Here is a 14,578-nt window from a genome sequence, read left to right as displayed (position 1 = left end):
TGTCCACAGGGCCTGCGTGCCGGGCGCACGCCGAGCCTCCCGGCCGGTAAACTGATCGGGACTTTCCGCACGACGCAAGGAGAACCGTGTCCGGGCATTCCAAGTGGGCGACCACCAAGCACAAGAAGGCCGTCATCGACGGCCGCCGTGCGAAGTCGTTCGCCAAGCTCATCAAGAACATCGAGGTCGCCGCGAAGATGGGCGGTGCCGACCTGTCGGGCAACCCGACCCTGGTCGACGCCATCCAGAAGGCCAAGAAGACCTCGGTGCCGAACGACAACATCGACCGCGCCGTCAAGCGTGGTGCCGGCCTGACCGGTGAGTCGATCGAGTACACGACCATCATGTACGAGGGCTACGCCCCGAACGGCGTCGCGATGCTGATCGAGTGCCTGACGGACAACAAGAACCGTGCTGCTGCCGAGGTCCGCACCGCGATGTCGCGGAACGGCGGCACCATGGCCGACCCGGGCAGCGTCGCCTACAACTTCGCGCGCAAGGGCGTCATCTCCGTCACCAAGACCGACGGCCTGACCGAGGACGACGTCATGACGGCCGTGCTCGACGCCGGTGTCGAGGACGTCATCGACCAGGGCGGTGGCTTCGAGGTCATCACCGAAGCCAGCGACCTCGTCGCAGCACGCACCGCGCTGCAGGACGCCGGCATCGACTACGACTCCGCCGACGCCGAGTTCGTCCCCGGCCTCAAGGTCCCCGTCGACGCCGAGACCGCCCGCAAGGTGTTCCGGTTGATCGACGCGCTCGAGGACAGCGACGACGTGCAGAACGTCTACGCGAACTTCGACGTCCCCGCCGACGTCCAGGCCGAGCTCGACGAGGACGAGGACTGAGCCGGTGCTCCGCGTGCTCGGGGTGGACCCCGGGCTCACCCGCTGCGGTGTCGGGGTGGTCGAGGTCACCCCGGACCGGCGCGCCCGCCTGGTGCACGTCACGGTCGTGCGCACCCCGGCGGACATGGCGCTCGAACAGCGCCTGGTGCTGATCGCCTCGGGCATCGCGGAGCAGATCGAGGCCCACCACCCGGACGCCGTCGCCGTCGAGCGCGTCTTCGCGCAGGCGAACGTCCGCACGGTGATGGGGACCGCCCAGGCAGCCGGACTCGCCCTGCACGCAGCGGCCGTCCGCGGCATCCCGGTCGGCCTGCACACCCCGTCCGAGGTCAAGGCGGCCGTCACGGGCTACGGCAACGCCGACAAGCGGCAGGTGCAGGCGATGATCGCGCGCGTGCTCGGACTCGCAGAGGCCCCGAAGCCGGCCGACGCGGCCGACGCGCTCGCGCTGGCCGTGTGCCATGCCTGGAGGCTCGGCGCGCCCGACGCGGTGAGCACCGGCACCGGGACCCTCACCCCGGCGCAGCGTGCGTGGAGGGACGCACAGGCCGGCACCACCGGCCGCAGTGCGGCGTCGCCGATCAGCCGCGCCACCTCACCGCTCCAGCGTGCCGAGGCCGCAGCGCGGCGCGCGTCGTCGTCGGCCGCTGCCCCTAGGCTCGGGGCATGATCGCGAGTCTCCGGGGAACCTGCATCGACATCGCCGGTTCGAGCGTCGTGGTCGAGTGCGCGGGGGTCGGCTACCTCGTCACCGTCACGCCGGCGCACGCGCTGACGCTCCGCCACGGGGCAGAGGTCTTCCTGCGCACCGCGATGATCGTCAGGGAGGACGAGCACCTGCTCTTCGGCTTCGAGTCCACGGACGCCCTCCGCGTGTTCGACCTGCTGCGCAGCGTGTCCGGCGTCGGACCGAAGTCGGCGCTCGGCGTCCTCGGGCAGATGGACCCGGCGCAGATCGCGAACGCCGTGGCGAAGGACGACGACGGCGCGTTCCGCAAGGTGTCCGGCATCGGGCCCAAGACCGCCAAGCTCATCATCGTCGCGCTCTCGGGCAAGCTCGTCCCCTTCGAGACGTCCACCGCCCCCACCGGCGCCCGTGGCGGGGTCGCGCACCCGGCATCGGAGGACGTCGTCACCGCGCTCGTCGGGCTCGGCTGGCGTGAGGACACCGCTCGCACGGCCGTCGACGACACGATCGCCACCGAGCCCGGCGTGGCGGCGATGGGCACCCAGGCGCTCCTCCGTGCAGCGCTGGGTGCCCTCCGGCCCACCGGGGCCGCTCGATGAGCGGCGGCATCACCGCGGCCGACGCCCAGTCACCCGAGGAACTCGCCTTCGAGGGCGCCCTCCGACCCAAGTCCCTGGCCGAGTTCGTCGGGCAGCGCAAGGTCCGCGGGCAGCTCGACCTGCTGCTCAAGGCCGCAGCGATGCAGGACCGCACGCCGGACCACATCCTGATGGCGGGTCCTCCCGGCCTCGGCAAGACCACCCTCGCGATGATCGTCGCCCACGAGTCCGGACGACCGCTCCGGATGTCGAGCGGCCCCGCGATCCAGCACGCCGGCGACCTCGCCGCGGTGCTCTCGTCCCTGATGCCGGGCGAGGTCCTGTTCATCGACGAGATCCACCGCATGGCGCGTTCGGCGGAGGAGATGCTCTACCTGGCGATGGAGGACTTCCGCATCGACGTCATGGTGGGCAAGGGCGCCGGGGCGACGAGCATCCCGCTCGACCTCGCGCCGTTCACCCTCGTCGGTGCCACCACCCGTGCCGGGCTGCTGCCGAACCCGCTGCGGGACCGCTTCGGCTTCACCGCGCACCTCGAGTTCTACGAGCGTGACGAGCTCGAGCAGGTCCTCATCCGTGCGGCACACCTGCTCGGCCTGGACTTCGACCGCTTCGCCCTGCGCGAGATCGCCGGTCGGTCGCGTGGGACACCGCGCATCGCGAACCGTCTGCTGCGCCGTGTCCGCGACTACGAGCTCGTGCACGCCACCGGGGACGGCATGGCCGCGGTCCAGGGCGCGCTCGAGCTGTACGACGTGGACGAGTTCGGGCTCGACCGGCTCGACCGTGCCGTGCTCGAGACCATGCTGACCCGCTTCGACGGGGGACCGGTCGGGTTGAACACCCTCGCCGTCTCCGTGGGCGAGGAGTCCGAGACCATCGAGTCCGTCGTGGAGCCCTTCCTCGTCCGGATCGGGCTCGTCACCAGGACGCCACGCGGGCGCATCGCGACCCCGTCGGCCTGGCGTCACCTCGGTCTCACGCCCGGACAACCGGGCGCCTCGGCCCTCCCGGGGCTGTTCGACGACGAGTAGTCCCGGCCCGTCAACCGGCCGCGACGCCAGCCACAGCCCGGTGCCCTAGACTGCTACGGCCCGAAACCGAAATACCAGAGAAGGCAATGCAACCATGGGTCAAGAAGTCATCCTCATCGTCATCGTCGTGGCGTTCGCGGCCTTCATGTTCTACAACAGCCGCAAGCGCAAGAAGCAGCAGGGCGAGCTCGCCACCAAGATGGTGCCGGGTGCTCGCGTGATGCTGTCCTTCGGCCTGTACGGCACGCTGCTCTCCGTCGACGACGAGAAGGTCACCGCCGACGTCGAGATCGCCCCCGGGACCGTCGTCACCGTGCACCGTCAGACGCTCTCCCGCGTCGTCGACGACGCCGCCTCGGACATCGAGACGACGACGACCACCACCGACGACGAGCCGAAGCACGTCACCGAACTCAACGGTGAGCCGATCTACGGCGAGCGTGCGGACGACGCCGAGCAGGCGAAGCGCAAGACCGAGGACTGAACCCCTCGGGCACCGGGACACGACCGTGACCCGGTGGCGACACTCTTCCGTCGGCGCACACCGCCGACGGTCCTGACAGAAAGACGAGACGACCGGTGGCACGATCGACACCCGTCAAGAAGGCGCTGCGCTCGCTCACCTGGTTGGTGATCCTGATCGCGATCCTCGCCGGCCTGAACACGGCCGCGTCGATCCTCGCGGCCACCAGCAAGGACGACACGGGCAAGTGGTACGAGGGCGCGAGCTGGGTCCCCGAGCTCGCCCTCGACCTGCAGGGCGGCACTCAGCTGACCCTGGCGGCGCAGAACACCGAGGGTGGATCCGTCACCTCGCAGCAGCTGCAGCAGGCGGTGAACATCATCCGCCAGCGCATCGACGCCACCGGTGTCTCGGAGTCCGAGATCAACACCCAGGGCGCCAACAACATCGTCGTCTCGATCCCGGGCAAGCCGGACCAGCAGACGATCCAGCGCATCGAAGCGGCAGCCAAGCTGACCTTCCGTCCGGTGCTCTACACCGAGGCCGCAGCGAACACCTCGGTCGGCGGGGACTCCGGGTCGAGCGCGTCGCCGACGCCGTACTCGCCGCCCGCGTCCCTCGAGGCCACCCCGAGCACGAAGCCGTCGAACGCGAGCGACCTCGCGTGGGTGACGCCGAAGCTGCAGGACCTCTTCACGAACTACAACTGCAAGGCCCCGGACGACGTCACGACGGCGCCGGACGACGAGCCGCTCGTCACCTGCGACGCAGACGGTGCCGGCAAGTACATCCTCGGCCCGGTCGAGGTCTCCGGTGCGGACATCTCGAACGCCACCTCGGGCCTCGCCACGAGCTCACAGGGCACCACCACGGGCGAGTGGGCCGTCAACCTGACGTTCAACGGCGCCGGCACCAAGGACTTCCGCACGGTCACCAACCGTCTCGTGTCGCTCCAGCAGCCGCAGAACCAGTTCGCGATCGTCCTCGACGGCAACGTGATCACCGCGCCGACGACGAACGTCGCGATCACGAACGGCAAGGCGCAGATCAGCGGCAACTTCACGTCGGAGTCCGCCAAGACCCTGGCTGACCAGCTCAAGTACGGTGCGCTGCCGATCAACTTCCAGGTGCAGTCGAACGAGAACATCTCGGCGACGCTCGGCACCGCACAGCTCATCGGCGGCCTCGTCGCCGGGCTGATCGGTCTGATCCTGGTGATCATCTACTCGGTGATCCAGTACCGAGCCCTCGCATTCGTGACGGTCCTGTCCCTCGGTGTGGCCGCCGCCCTGACGTACCTGGTCATCGCGATCATGTCCTGGCGCGTCGACTACCGCCTGTCGCTGGCAGGTGTCGCCGGTCTGATCGTCGCGATCGGCATCACGGCGGACTCCTTCATCGTGTACTTCGAGCGCATCCGCGACGAACTCCGCGACGGACGGGCCCTCGAGGGTGCCGTCGAGTCGGGGTGGAAGCGAGCCTTCCGCACGATCATCGCGTCCGACTCGATCAACTTCCTCGCCGCGATCGTGCTCTACGTCCTCGCGGTCAGCGACGTGAAGGGCTTCGCGTTCACGCTGCTCCTCACGACGCTCATCGACATCGTGGTCGTGATCCTCTTCACCCACCCGATGCTCCAGCTCATCTCCCGCCGTCGCTTCTTCAACGAGGGGCACCGGTTCTCCGGGCTCGACCCGGCGGCCCTCGGCGCGGTCTACCGCGGTCGCGCACAGTTCCGCGCGCCGGTCGTGGACGGCAAGCGGCAGCGCAGTGCCGGTGAGGCACAGCGACGACAGACCATCGCGGAGCGCAAGGCCGGCAACGGCGGCGCGTCGAACGGGAAGGACAGCTGATGGCGAGCTTCAGCAAGTTCGGCAACGACCTCTACACCGGCAAGCGGTCGTACGACATCGTCGGCCGCCGCCGCACCTGGTACCTCATCGCCGTCGTGGCGATCGTGGTCTCCCTGGCGGTGCCGTGGCTCCGCGGCGGCTACCAGCTCGGCATCGAGTTCACCGGCGGGTCCGAGTTCACGATCTCCGACGTCAAGTCGGTCGACCAGAACCTCGCGACGAACGCCGTCGAGGACATCGTGTCCGACGAGATCCCGCGCGTCTCGCAGCTCGGGACGCACGGCATCCGCGTGCAGACCGGCCAGCTGACCGACCGGGAGACCACCGAGGTCCAGTCGGCACTGGCGAAGGCGTACGACGTCGACGAGTCCGAGGTCGCCTCGACCTTCATCGGTGCGACGTGGGGTGCCGACGTCCTCGCGCAGGCCATCCGCGGCCTGGTGATCTTCCTCGCCCTGGCGGCCGTGTTCATGGCGCTCTACTTCCGCACCTGGAAGATGTCGCTGTCCGCCATGGTGGCGCTGCTCCACGACCTGCTCATCACGGCCGGTGTGTACGGCATCGTGGGGCTCGAGGTCACGCCCGCGGCGGTGATCGGCTTCCTGACGATCCTCGGCTACTCCCTGTACGACACCGTGGTGGTGTTCGACAAGGTCCGCGAGAACACCGCGATGGAGTCGCACCGCACCTTCGTGCAGTCGGTCAACCTCGCGGTCAACCAGACGCTCGTCCGCTCGATCAACACCTCGATCGTGGCGCTCCTCCCGGTCGCGGCGATCCTGTTCATCGGGTCGTACATCCTCGGCGCCGGAACGCTGCGCGACATCTCCCTCGCCCTGTTCATCGGCATCATCGTCGGCACGTACTCGACGATCTTCATCGCCTCGCCGATGTACGCGCACCTGCGCGAGAACGAGCCGAAGATCAAGCAGGCGGACGCCAAGAAGGAAGCCGCGAACGCCAAGCGGCGGGCCGAGGTCGGCGTGCCGGCAGACGCAGCGGCCGAGGCCTGATCGCCGTGCAGGAGATCACCGTCGAGGACGCCCTCGCCCGCATCGAGTCCGGTTCCCGCCTGTACGACGTCCGCGAACCGGGGGAGTGGGCCGAGGTCCACGCCCCGCAGGCGACCCTCGTGCCGATGTCCGAGTTCACGGAACGGTGGAGCGAGATCCAACCGACCGACGAGCCCGCGATCATCGTCTGTCACTCGGGGATGCGTTCCGCCCGTGTGGTCGCCGCGCTCGAACAGGCGGGCGTGCCGGCGGTCAACCTCGCCGGCGGCATGGTCGCCTGGGAGTCGGCGGGTGCCCCGGTCGTCCGCGACGACACCGACCCCGCAGCCTCCGGCGAACACGGTCACGGGCACTGACCCGACGCGCGTAGTGTTGTCGGATCAGGTCCTGGGAGGCGCAGCATGACGGACATCCGTGAATCCTCGAAGCAGGACGACTCCGCGCCCAGCCGCCCGGGATCGCCCTCCGAGCCGACCAGTCCGCCACTCGGCCCCAACACCACGGGCAACCTCGGATCGCTCCGGTCCTTGCTCCCGCGGCTCTTCTCGCGTGCACAGCCCGCCGGAGCCGTCGACACCCTGATCCGCACCGTCCGGTCGCACCACCCCAAGGGCGACGTCACGCTCATCGAGCGGGCGTACTCCGTCGCCGAGCGCGCGCACGACGGCCAGAAGCGCAAGTCCGGTGAGCCGTACATCACGCACCCGGTGGCCGTGGCGCAGATCCTCGCCGACCTCGGCATCGGCCCGATCACCATCGCGGCGGCGCTCCTCCACGACACCGTCGAGGACACCGACTACCAGCTCGACCAGCTCCGACAGGACTTCGGCGACGAGATCGCCATGCTCGTCGACGGCGTCACGAAGCTCGACAAGGTCAAGTACGGCGACAGCGCCCAGGCCGAGACCGTCCGCAAGATGGTCATCGCGATGTCGAAGGACATCCGCGTGCTCGTCATCAAGCTCGCCGACCGCCTGCACAACGCCCGGACGTGGGGCTTCGTCGAGTCCACCTCGGCGACGCGCAAGGCCAAGGAGACGCTCGAGATCTACGCGCCGCTCGCGCACCGTCTCGGCATCCAGATGATCAAGCTCGAGCTCGAGGACCTGTCGTTCGCGGTCCTGCACCCGAAGCTCTACGTCGAGATCGACAGCCTGGTCAAGGAACGCCAGCCCAAGCGCGAGCAGTTCGTCCAGAACGTCATCGGCACGCTGAAGAAGGACCTCAAGGCCGCGAAGGTGCGCGGCGACGTGATGGGCCGACCGAAGCAGTACTACTCGATCTACCAGAAGATGATCGTGCGCGGTCGTGAGTTCGACGAGATCTACGACCTGGTCGGCATCCGCGTCCTCGTGCCGACCGTGCGCGACTGCTACGCCATGCTCGGCTCGGTGCACGCGCGTTGGACCCCGCTGCCCGGGCGGTTCAAGGACTACATCGCGACGCCGAAGTTCAACCTGTACCAGTCGCTGCACACCAGCGTGCTCGGTCCGCAGGGGCGTCCGGTCGAGATCCAGATCCGGACGCACGAGATGCACCAGCGCGCCGAGTTCGGTGTCGCCGCGCACTGGAAGTACAAGCAGCGCGCTGCCGGCCGCGACGTCGACACGTCGAGCGCCACCGACCAGGACATGGCCTGGCTCGCGCACATCACCGACTGGCAGGCGGAGACCAGCGACCCGGGCGAGTTCCTCGACTCGCTCCGCTACGAGATCGGCGCCAAGGAGACCTACGTCTTCACGCCGCAGGGCAAGGTCATCGGCCTCCCCGCCGGCGCCACCCCCGTCGACTTCGCCTACGCCGTGCACACCGAGATCGGGCACCGGACCATGGGTGCGAAGGTCAACGGACGCCTCGTCCCGCTCGAGAGCTCCCTGTCGAGTGGCGACGTCGTCGAGATCTTCACGTCGAAGAACCCCGACTCCGGCCCGAGCCAGGACTGGTTGACCTTCGTACGCAGCCCGCGGGCCCGCAACAAGATCAAACAGTGGTTCACCAAGGAGCGCCGCGAAGAGGCGATCGAGCAGGGCCGCGACGCCATCGCCCGCGCCATGCGCAAGCAGAACCTCCCGCTGCAGCGCATCATGAGCCAGGACTCGATCTCCGAGGTCGCCTCGGCGATGCGGTACGACGACGTGTCCGCGCTCTATGCCGCCATCGGGGAGGGCCACGTCTCGACGCAGTCCGTCATCGAGAAGGTCCTCGCCGGCGTCCAGTCGGAGACCGAGACCGACGAGCCAGAACTCGCCTTCCCCCGCCAGGTCACGAGCCGGCAGCTCCGCAACAGCGACAGCGGCGTGCTCGTCCGCGGTGCGCCGGACATCCTCGTCAAGCTCGCGAAGTGCTGCACCCCTGTGCCCGGCGACCAGATCGTCGGCTTCATCACCCGCGGCCAGGGCGTCTCCGTGCACCAGGCGACCTGCACCAACGTGAAGTCGCTCATGAACGAGCCCGACCGGATGATCGAGGTCGAGTGGGCCCCGTCGTCGAAGTCGGTGTTCCTCGTCCAGATCCAGATCGAGGCGCTCGACCGCTCCGGCCTGCTCAGCGACGTCACCCGCGTGCTGACCGACCACCACGTCAACATCCTGTCCGCGACGGTCTCGACGTCCTCGGACCGACTGGCACTCTCGCGGTTCGTGTTCGAGATGGGCGACACCACCCACCTGGACCGCGTGCTCAACGCCGTCCGACGCATCGACGCCGTCTACGACGTCTACCGCGTCAGCGCCGGCTGAGCATCGTCCGATCGGGCGGGATCGACGTCATGTCGGTCTGAGCAGCTCCGCGAGGCGCCGCTCGGCCTGTCGCACCATGGGCACGGTCCCCAGCAGCTCCAGGCGGTGCCGCAGGGCCGGCGGCTCGACCGCACCGATCGCGATGAGCCCCGCGACCGACTCGGCGGAGGCCTCCCAGGCCGCGTGTCCGTGCACGCGGAGCAGGTCGAGGGCGGCTCGGACCGGGGTCGTCACCGCGACGCCGCCCGGGTGGACGAGGTCCTCGGCGGTGATCGCGACCTCTCGGATCCGTTCCCCGCCACGTCGGTGGATGCGCTGGCCGGCCCGGACGCAGGCGTCGTGGGGGAGCGGCGGTCGTGACCGTGCGCCCCAGATCCACGTTGCCGTCCGACCTGCGGCGATGACCCTCGCGTCGCCGGTGCTCCACGCGAACGACGCCGCTCGCAGGCCTGCGTCCTGCGGTTCCGCGATGGAGGCCCAGCACGCGCCGACCTCGACCAGCTCGCCCGCCAGTGTGGCGGCCCGCAGTTCTGCCGCTGGCCAGTCGTCCGTGGTCAGCAGGCGCGAGGAGGGCACCCGCACATCCTGCCCCACCCACCACGACGACCGGGCACGCTGTGGACAGCGCCCCACCGGCACCCCAGCGCCGCAGACCGGATCCGAGCCTCCGACCGGTCACGACACCCCGGCGGCGGTCTGTCGACTGGTCACGGTCCGTCGTCGCCGGAGGCGCGCAGCGACGTCTTGCGACCGCTCGGTAGACCTGAGCGGGGCGTCGTGACCACTCGGCCGCGCCGAGCCGATCGGCACGAGGCGCACCGCGCGAGCCGAGCCACCAGGCACGACGCCCCACGGGCCTCCCGGCGGCTCAGCGCAGGACGTGCGCCCGGTGCACGAGCGCGGCTGCTCCGATGAGGGGGCCGTCCTGCGACAACCCGGTCGGCACGATCTTCACCTTCGTGACGAAGCCGAACTCGACGCGCTCCGCGACGGCCTGTCGCGCGTACTCGAACAGGTCGGGCGTGACGTGGGAGAACCCGCCGCCGATCGCCACGACCTCGAGGTCGACGAGCGACGTGGCGGCGGCGATGGCCTGGCCGAGCGCCCGGCCGCTGCGCTTGACGGCGGCGACCGCGATGGCGTCCCCGGCGGCGTACGCCGCCGACAGGTCCTCGCCGGTCTCCCCGGTGAAGCCCTGGCGCCGCGCCCAGGCCACGGTCTTCGGACCGCTGGCCACGGCCTCCAGGCAGCCGGTGCCGCCACAGGCGCACGGGTCGTCGAACCCACCGCACTCGACGTGGCCGATGTGGCCGGCGTTGCCGGTCGGCCCGCTGACGGTGCGGCCGTGCAGGATCAGGCCGCCGCCGACGCCGGTGGACACGATCATGCCCATCACGTGGTCGTGGCCCTGCGCCGCACCGAGCCAGTGCTCGGCGAGCGTGATGGCCAGGCCGTCCATCCGGAGCACGACGGGCGTGCCGGCGGGGACGTGGGCAGCGACGCGGTCGCGGAGGGGGTACCCGCGCCAGACGGGCATGTTGAGCGGTGAGACGCGACCGTTCACCTCGTCGACGGGTCCGGCGGAGCCGATGCCGACCCCGGCCAGCGCAGCGCCTTCGGGCAGGGCGCCGAGGGCGTTCGTGACGGCCTCGTCGACGGCGGCCTGGAGCTCGTCCGAGGTCCGCTGCGGCCCGGTGGGGCTCCGGAAGCGGCTGCCGGGCAGGACCACGCCCTGCTCGGTGACCAGCGCGGCCTCGACCTTGGTGCCACCCAGGTCGACGGCGAGGGCCAGCGACCCGCTCAGGTCGTCGGTGGCGGGTGCGGGGTTCGACATGGGCGCTCCGATGCGTCTTCTCTGGAGGCTCGGAGCGGCTCCTCGACGCGGGCGTCACGTCGGGCGCGCACCGGCTCGGTGCTGGTGGGTACGGGTCAGTAGGAGGTGGTGTCGTCGCCGACACCGGAGGCAGCACCGGTCGCGACGCGGTGCGCGACCTCGTCCAGGATGCGGGCCGAGGCACTCGTGCCGATCCGGTCGGCGCCGGCGTGCACCATGTCGACGAGGGTGTCGAGCCCGCGGACGCCGCCCGAGGCCTTCACGCCGGTGTCGGCCCCGACGGTCTGGCGCATCAGCGCGATGTGCTCGGTCGTGGCCCCGCCGCCGGCGAACCCGGTCGACGTCTTCACGAACGCGGCACCACCGGCGACGGCGGCACGGCTGGCGGCGACGACCTCGTCGTCGGTGAGGAACGCGGTCTCGAGGATGACCTTCACGACGGTGTCACCCGCAGCGTCGACGACGGCGCGGACGTCCTGCTCGACGCGCTGCCAGTCCCCGGACTTCGCAGCGCCGATGTTCTGCACCATGTCGAGCTCGAAGGCACCGTCGGCCAGGGCCTGCAGCGACTCGGCGACCTTGGTGGAGGTGGTCGTGGTGCCGTGCGGGAAGCCGATCACGGTGCCGACGCCCACGCCGGTGCCCTGCAGCCGCTCGACCGCGTGCTGGACGTCGCTCGGTCGGACGCACACGCTGAACACGCGGTGTGTCGCCGCTTCGTCGAGCTGCGCGTCGACGTCGGCGCGGGTGAGCTCCGGCTTCAGGATCGCGTGGTCGATGAGCCGACGGACGGCGTCGGCGGTGACGGAGAAGGGTGCGTTGTCCACCGGGCAAGCCTAGCCTCAAGGGGCAGCGCGTACCGTGCCAGGCATGCGCGTCCTCGTCACCGGGGCCACCGGCTACATCGGCGGTCGTCTCGTCCCACACCTCCTCGACGCCGGACACTCCGTCCGCGTCCTCGCCCGTACCCCGCAGAAGCTCGACGACGTCCCCTGGCACGACCGGGTCGACGTCGTGCAGGGCGACCTGCAGGACGCCGACGCCGTCCGCACCGCCGTCGACGGCGTCGAGGCGGTCTACTACCTCGCCCACGCGATGGGCGCCGACGGCGACTTCGAGGAGGCCGAGCGGGTCGCCGCCCAGACGATGGCCGACGCGGCGAAGGCCGCCGGCGTCCGCCGCTTCGTGTACCTCGGCGGACTGCACCCCGACGGTGAGCTGTCGAAGCACCTCCGCAGCCGCAAGGAGGTCGGGGACATCCTGCTGGGGTCCGGCGTCCCGACGATCGCCTACCAGGCCGGCGTCGTCATCGGCTCCGGCAGCACGTCCTTCGAGATGATCCGCCACGTCACGGACGTCCTGCCCTGGATGCCCGCGCCGCGGTGGGTGCGCAACCGCATCCAGCCGATCGCCGTCCGCGACGTCCTCTACTACCTCGTCAAGGCGCTCGAGATCCCGGCCGACGTCAACCGCACGTTCGACATCGGCGGCCCCGACGTCCTGCGGTACGGCCAGATGCTGAACGGCTACGCGGTCGAGGCCAAGCTCCCGCAGCGCCCCATCAGCCCGCTGCCCGTGATGACCCCGGGCCTCGCCGCGCACTGGTTCAACGCGGTGACCCCGATCCCGCGCAAGCTCGCGACGCCGATCATCGAGTCGCTGCAGTTCGAGTGCGTCCAGCGCGAACACGACATCGACGACGTGGTGCCCCGCCCCGAGGGCGGCCTCACCTCGTACCGGCGTTCCGTGCGGCTCGCGCTGCGGAAGATGCGCGCCGGCGAGGTCACGACCAGCTGGCGCAACGCCACCCTGACCGGCACCGCGGACCCGCTGCCGAGCGACCCGGACTGGGCGGGGCACACCGTCTACGTGGACGACCGCAACCGGCACTCGTCCGCACCGCCCGAGGCCGTGTGGAGCGTCGTCGAGTCCATCGGCGGCGAGAACGGCTGGTACTCCTTCCCGCTCGCCTGGGTCGCCCGTGGCTGGATGGACAAGGTCCTCGGTGGCGTCGGCCTGAACCGCGGGCGCCGCGACCCCAAGCGGCTCGAGCAGGGCGATGCGCTCGACTGGTGGCGTGTCGAGCGGCTCGACCGCGGGCACTACCTGCGGCTGCGCGCCGAGTTCAAGTCGCCCGGACGCGCCTGGCTCGAGATGACGGTCACCCCGACCGACGACGGTGGCTGCGACTACCACCAGCGCGCGATCTACTTCCCGCAGGGCCTGGCCGGACGCCTGTACTGGTACGGCATCCTGCCCTTCCACGGGGTGATCTTCCCGGGCATGGTCGAGCGCATCACCGCCCGAGCCGAGCGGGAGGCCCACCGCACGGACTCGACGCAGACCAACCGGACCGAGCAGAATGGGTCCCGCGCGCCGTCGCACGAGGAGGCATCATGACCGAGAACGACCGAGAACTGGTCCTGTTCCTGGGGGACAGCATCACCGAGGGCGGCTCCTGGGACCAGCGGCTGCCCGACGAACGCACCCTGAACCAGGGCATCGGTGGGGACACCACCGACGGCGTCCTGGCCCGGATCGACTCCGTGGTCGCGGCGGCCCCCGACGTGATCGTGCTGCTCATCGGCACGAACGACTTCGGCAACCACCGCAAGAGCGCGGAGCACGTGGTCCGCAACGTCGAGACGATCCTCGTCACGCTCCGTCGCGAGCTGCCGGGCGTCCGCCTGCTGCTCGTGTCGATCCTGCCGCGACAGGCGGACCACACGCCGCGCATCGAAGAGGCGAACCGGCACCTGCGGCAGTTCGTCGCCACGTGCCACGCGCAGTACCTCGACGCCTGGCCTGCCCTGGCCGACGGCGACCACCTGTCGGACAAGTACACCGACGACGGCCTGCACCTCAACGACGAGGGCTACCGCGCCTACGTCGACGAGCTCGTGCCGGCCCTCGAGCGGCTCCGCGGCCTGCCGCCCATGTCCCGCTCGATGACCGCGATCGAAGTGGACGAGGCCTCGGCCTGATGGCGGCGCGGAAGGGACGGCCCGCAGTGGGGTCGTCGCTCGGTTCGACGCGCGGGTCCTCGTTCGGGACCGGCGCGACCAGGGATGGTGCGGCCGGCCCCGGTGCCGACCGCGCCGGGACCGGCGGCCGCGCTGGCGGCGGTGGTCGAGCCTCCCGTCCCGTCCCGGACTTCACCCGGCCGGCACTGGCACCCGGCCTGATCGCCGCGATCGTCCTGCTCGCCTGCGTGGCGTTCCTCGACGCTCCGGCGTTCGTCGCCGTGCGCTGGGGGATCACGGTCCTCGCGCTGATCATCCTGGTGTTCGCGCTCCGCGGCCGTGCCTGGTGGGCCCTCGTGGTGACCGCCGCGATCGCCGTCTGCTGGAACCCGCTCGTCACCGTGCCCATCCCGGGACAGCTCTGGGCGGCGCTCCAGATCGTCGCCGCGGCGCTGTTCGTGGTGATGGGCCTGGCGGTCAAGGTGCCCCGAACCACGGAGACACCGGCCGCCCGGTAGGATCGCTGGGGTCGGGTGCAGGTC

Annotated in this window: 15 protein-coding genes; 12 read left to right on the top strand and 3 right to left on the bottom strand. The window is 70.4% G+C overall.

The genetic code is table 11. The annotated features are described in order from the left end of the window. Positions 1 to 86 precede the first annotated feature (86 nt). The 9 genes from ITJ68_RS08665 (at position 87) to ITJ68_RS08625 (ending at position 9,239) form a co-directional block, all read left to right on the top strand. Positions 87 to 851: a YebC/PmpR family DNA-binding transcriptional regulator gene (locus tag ITJ68_RS08665; RefSeq protein WP_194660890.1), complete on the top strand. Its 765-nt coding sequence runs from the start codon at positions 87 to 89 to the stop codon at positions 849 to 851. 4 nt (positions 852 to 855) lie between these two features. Next, entirely contained in the window at positions 856 to 1,521 is a 666-nt protein-coding gene (gene ruvC / locus ITJ68_RS08660; protein WP_194660889.1) for a crossover junction endodeoxyribonuclease RuvC, read from the top strand. Continuing rightward, the gene (gene ruvA, locus ITJ68_RS08655; RefSeq protein ID WP_194660888.1) at positions 1,518 to 2,138 is read left to right on the top strand and encodes a Holliday junction branch migration protein RuvA; all 621 of its coding nucleotides are present in this window, start codon (positions 1,518 to 1,520) and stop codon (positions 2,136 to 2,138) included. The genes ruvC and ruvA overlap by 4 nt, the downstream gene beginning before the upstream one ends. Beyond that, positions 2,135 to 3,172, top strand: a complete 1,038-nt coding sequence (gene ruvB, locus ITJ68_RS08650) for a Holliday junction branch migration DNA helicase RuvB (RefSeq protein ID WP_194660887.1) — start codon at positions 2,135 to 2,137, stop codon at positions 3,170 to 3,172. The genes ruvA and ruvB overlap by 4 nt, the downstream gene beginning before the upstream one ends. Positions 3,173 to 3,266: 94 nt before the next feature. Next, positions 3,267 to 3,656 carry a preprotein translocase subunit YajC gene (locus ITJ68_RS08645; RefSeq protein WP_194660886.1) on the top strand — a complete coding sequence of 130 codons (390 nt, stop codon included), beginning with the start codon at positions 3,267 to 3,269 and terminating at the stop codon, positions 3,654 to 3,656. Positions 3,657 to 3,751: 95 nt separating this feature from the next. After that, the gene (secD, locus tag ITJ68_RS08640; RefSeq protein ID WP_194660885.1) at positions 3,752 to 5,488 is read left to right on the top strand and encodes a protein translocase subunit SecD; all 1,737 of its coding nucleotides are present in this window, start codon (positions 3,752 to 3,754) and stop codon (positions 5,486 to 5,488) included. Then, positions 5,488 to 6,501 (top strand): protein translocase subunit SecF, encoded by a 1,014-nt coding sequence (gene secF / locus ITJ68_RS08635; RefSeq protein WP_194660884.1) that lies wholly within the window; start codon positions 5,488 to 5,490, stop codon positions 6,499 to 6,501. Before secD ends, secF begins: the two co-directional genes overlap by 1 nt. A 5-nt stretch (positions 6,502 to 6,506) precedes the next feature. Then, positions 6,507 to 6,857, top strand: a complete 351-nt coding sequence (locus tag ITJ68_RS08630) for a rhodanese-like domain-containing protein (RefSeq protein ID WP_323743259.1) — start codon at positions 6,507 to 6,509, stop codon at positions 6,855 to 6,857. 45 nt (positions 6,858 to 6,902) lie between these two features. After that, a complete protein-coding gene (locus ITJ68_RS08625) occupies positions 6,903 to 9,239 on the top strand; it encodes a RelA/SpoT family protein (RefSeq protein ID WP_228505189.1) in 2,337 nt (778 codons plus the stop codon). A gap of 27 nt (positions 9,240 to 9,266) precedes the next feature. On the opposite strand, the gene ITJ68_RS08620 is transcribed toward ITJ68_RS08625, so the two are convergent. The 3 genes from ITJ68_RS08620 to deoC form a co-directional block, all read right to left on the bottom strand. After that, positions 9,267 to 9,815, bottom strand: a complete 549-nt coding sequence (locus ITJ68_RS08620) for a hypothetical protein (protein WP_194660883.1) — start codon at positions 9,813 to 9,815, stop codon at positions 9,267 to 9,269. A 292-nt stretch (positions 9,816 to 10,107) separates the two neighbouring features. Further along, entirely contained in the window at positions 10,108 to 11,073 is a 966-nt protein-coding gene (locus tag ITJ68_RS08615; protein ID WP_194660882.1) for an ROK family protein, read from the bottom strand. Between the two features lie 95 nt (positions 11,074 to 11,168). Continuing rightward, on the bottom strand, positions 11,169 to 11,900 hold the full coding sequence (gene deoC / locus ITJ68_RS08610; protein ID WP_194660881.1) for a deoxyribose-phosphate aldolase: 732 nt from the start codon (positions 11,898 to 11,900) through the stop codon (positions 11,169 to 11,171). Positions 11,901 to 11,943: 43 nt separating this feature from the next. On the opposite strand from deoC, the gene ITJ68_RS08605 reads away from it, so the two are divergent. The 3 genes from ITJ68_RS08605 to ITJ68_RS08595 are packed head-to-tail and all read left to right on the top strand — an operon-like array spanning position 11,944 to position 14,554. Beyond that, on the top strand, positions 11,944 to 13,473 hold the full coding sequence (locus ITJ68_RS08605) for an SDR family oxidoreductase (RefSeq protein WP_194660880.1): 1,530 nt from the start codon (positions 11,944 to 11,946) through the stop codon (positions 13,471 to 13,473). Beyond that, complete coding sequence (locus ITJ68_RS08600) at positions 13,470 to 14,057, top strand: GDSL-type esterase/lipase family protein (RefSeq protein WP_194660879.1); 588 nt, start codon at positions 13,470 to 13,472, stop codon at positions 14,055 to 14,057. The genes ITJ68_RS08605 and ITJ68_RS08600 overlap by 4 nt, the downstream gene beginning before the upstream one ends. Then, positions 14,057 to 14,554, top strand: coding sequence for a DUF6804 family protein (locus ITJ68_RS08595; RefSeq protein WP_194660878.1), 498 nt, complete (start codon positions 14,057 to 14,059; stop codon positions 14,552 to 14,554). Before ITJ68_RS08600 ends, ITJ68_RS08595 begins: the two co-directional genes overlap by 1 nt. Positions 14,555 to 14,578: the final 24 nt, after the last annotated feature.

The organism is Curtobacterium sp. VKM Ac-1395 (genome assembly GCF_015350975.1).
Lineage (GTDB): Bacteria > Actinomycetota > Actinomycetes > Actinomycetales > Microbacteriaceae > Curtobacterium.
This window is presented reverse-complemented; position numbering and strand designations above follow the sequence as displayed.

Excerpts from the sequence above, each read along its gene's own strand:
- secF (WP_194660884.1), top strand. The coding sequence starts at position 5,488 with ATGGCGAGCTTCAGCAAGTTCGGCAACGACCTCTACACCGGCAAGCGG.
- ruvB (WP_194660887.1), top strand. The coding sequence starts at position 2,135 with ATGAGCGGCGGCATCACCGCGGCCGACGCCCAGTCACCCGAGGAACTC.
- ITJ68_RS08645 (WP_194660886.1), top strand. The coding sequence starts at position 3,267 with ATGGGTCAAGAAGTCATCCTCATCGTCATCGTCGTGGCGTTCGCGGCC.
- ITJ68_RS08605 (WP_194660880.1), top strand. The coding sequence starts at position 11,944 with ATGCGCGTCCTCGTCACCGGGGCCACCGGCTACATCGGCGGTCGTCTC.
- ITJ68_RS08625 (WP_228505189.1), top strand. The coding sequence starts at position 6,903 with ATGACGGACATCCGTGAATCCTCGAAGCAGGACGACTCCGCGCCCAGC.
- ITJ68_RS08595 (WP_194660878.1), top strand. The coding sequence starts at position 14,057 with ATGGCGGCGCGGAAGGGACGGCCCGCAGTGGGGTCGTCGCTCGGTTCG.
- ruvA (WP_194660888.1), top strand. The coding sequence starts at position 1,518 with ATGATCGCGAGTCTCCGGGGAACCTGCATCGACATCGCCGGTTCGAGC.
- ITJ68_RS08615 (WP_194660882.1), bottom strand. The coding sequence starts at position 11,073 with ATGTCGAACCCCGCACCCGCCACCGACGACCTGAGCGGGTCGCTGGCC.
- ITJ68_RS08600 (WP_194660879.1), top strand. The coding sequence starts at position 13,470 with ATGACCGAGAACGACCGAGAACTGGTCCTGTTCCTGGGGGACAGCATC.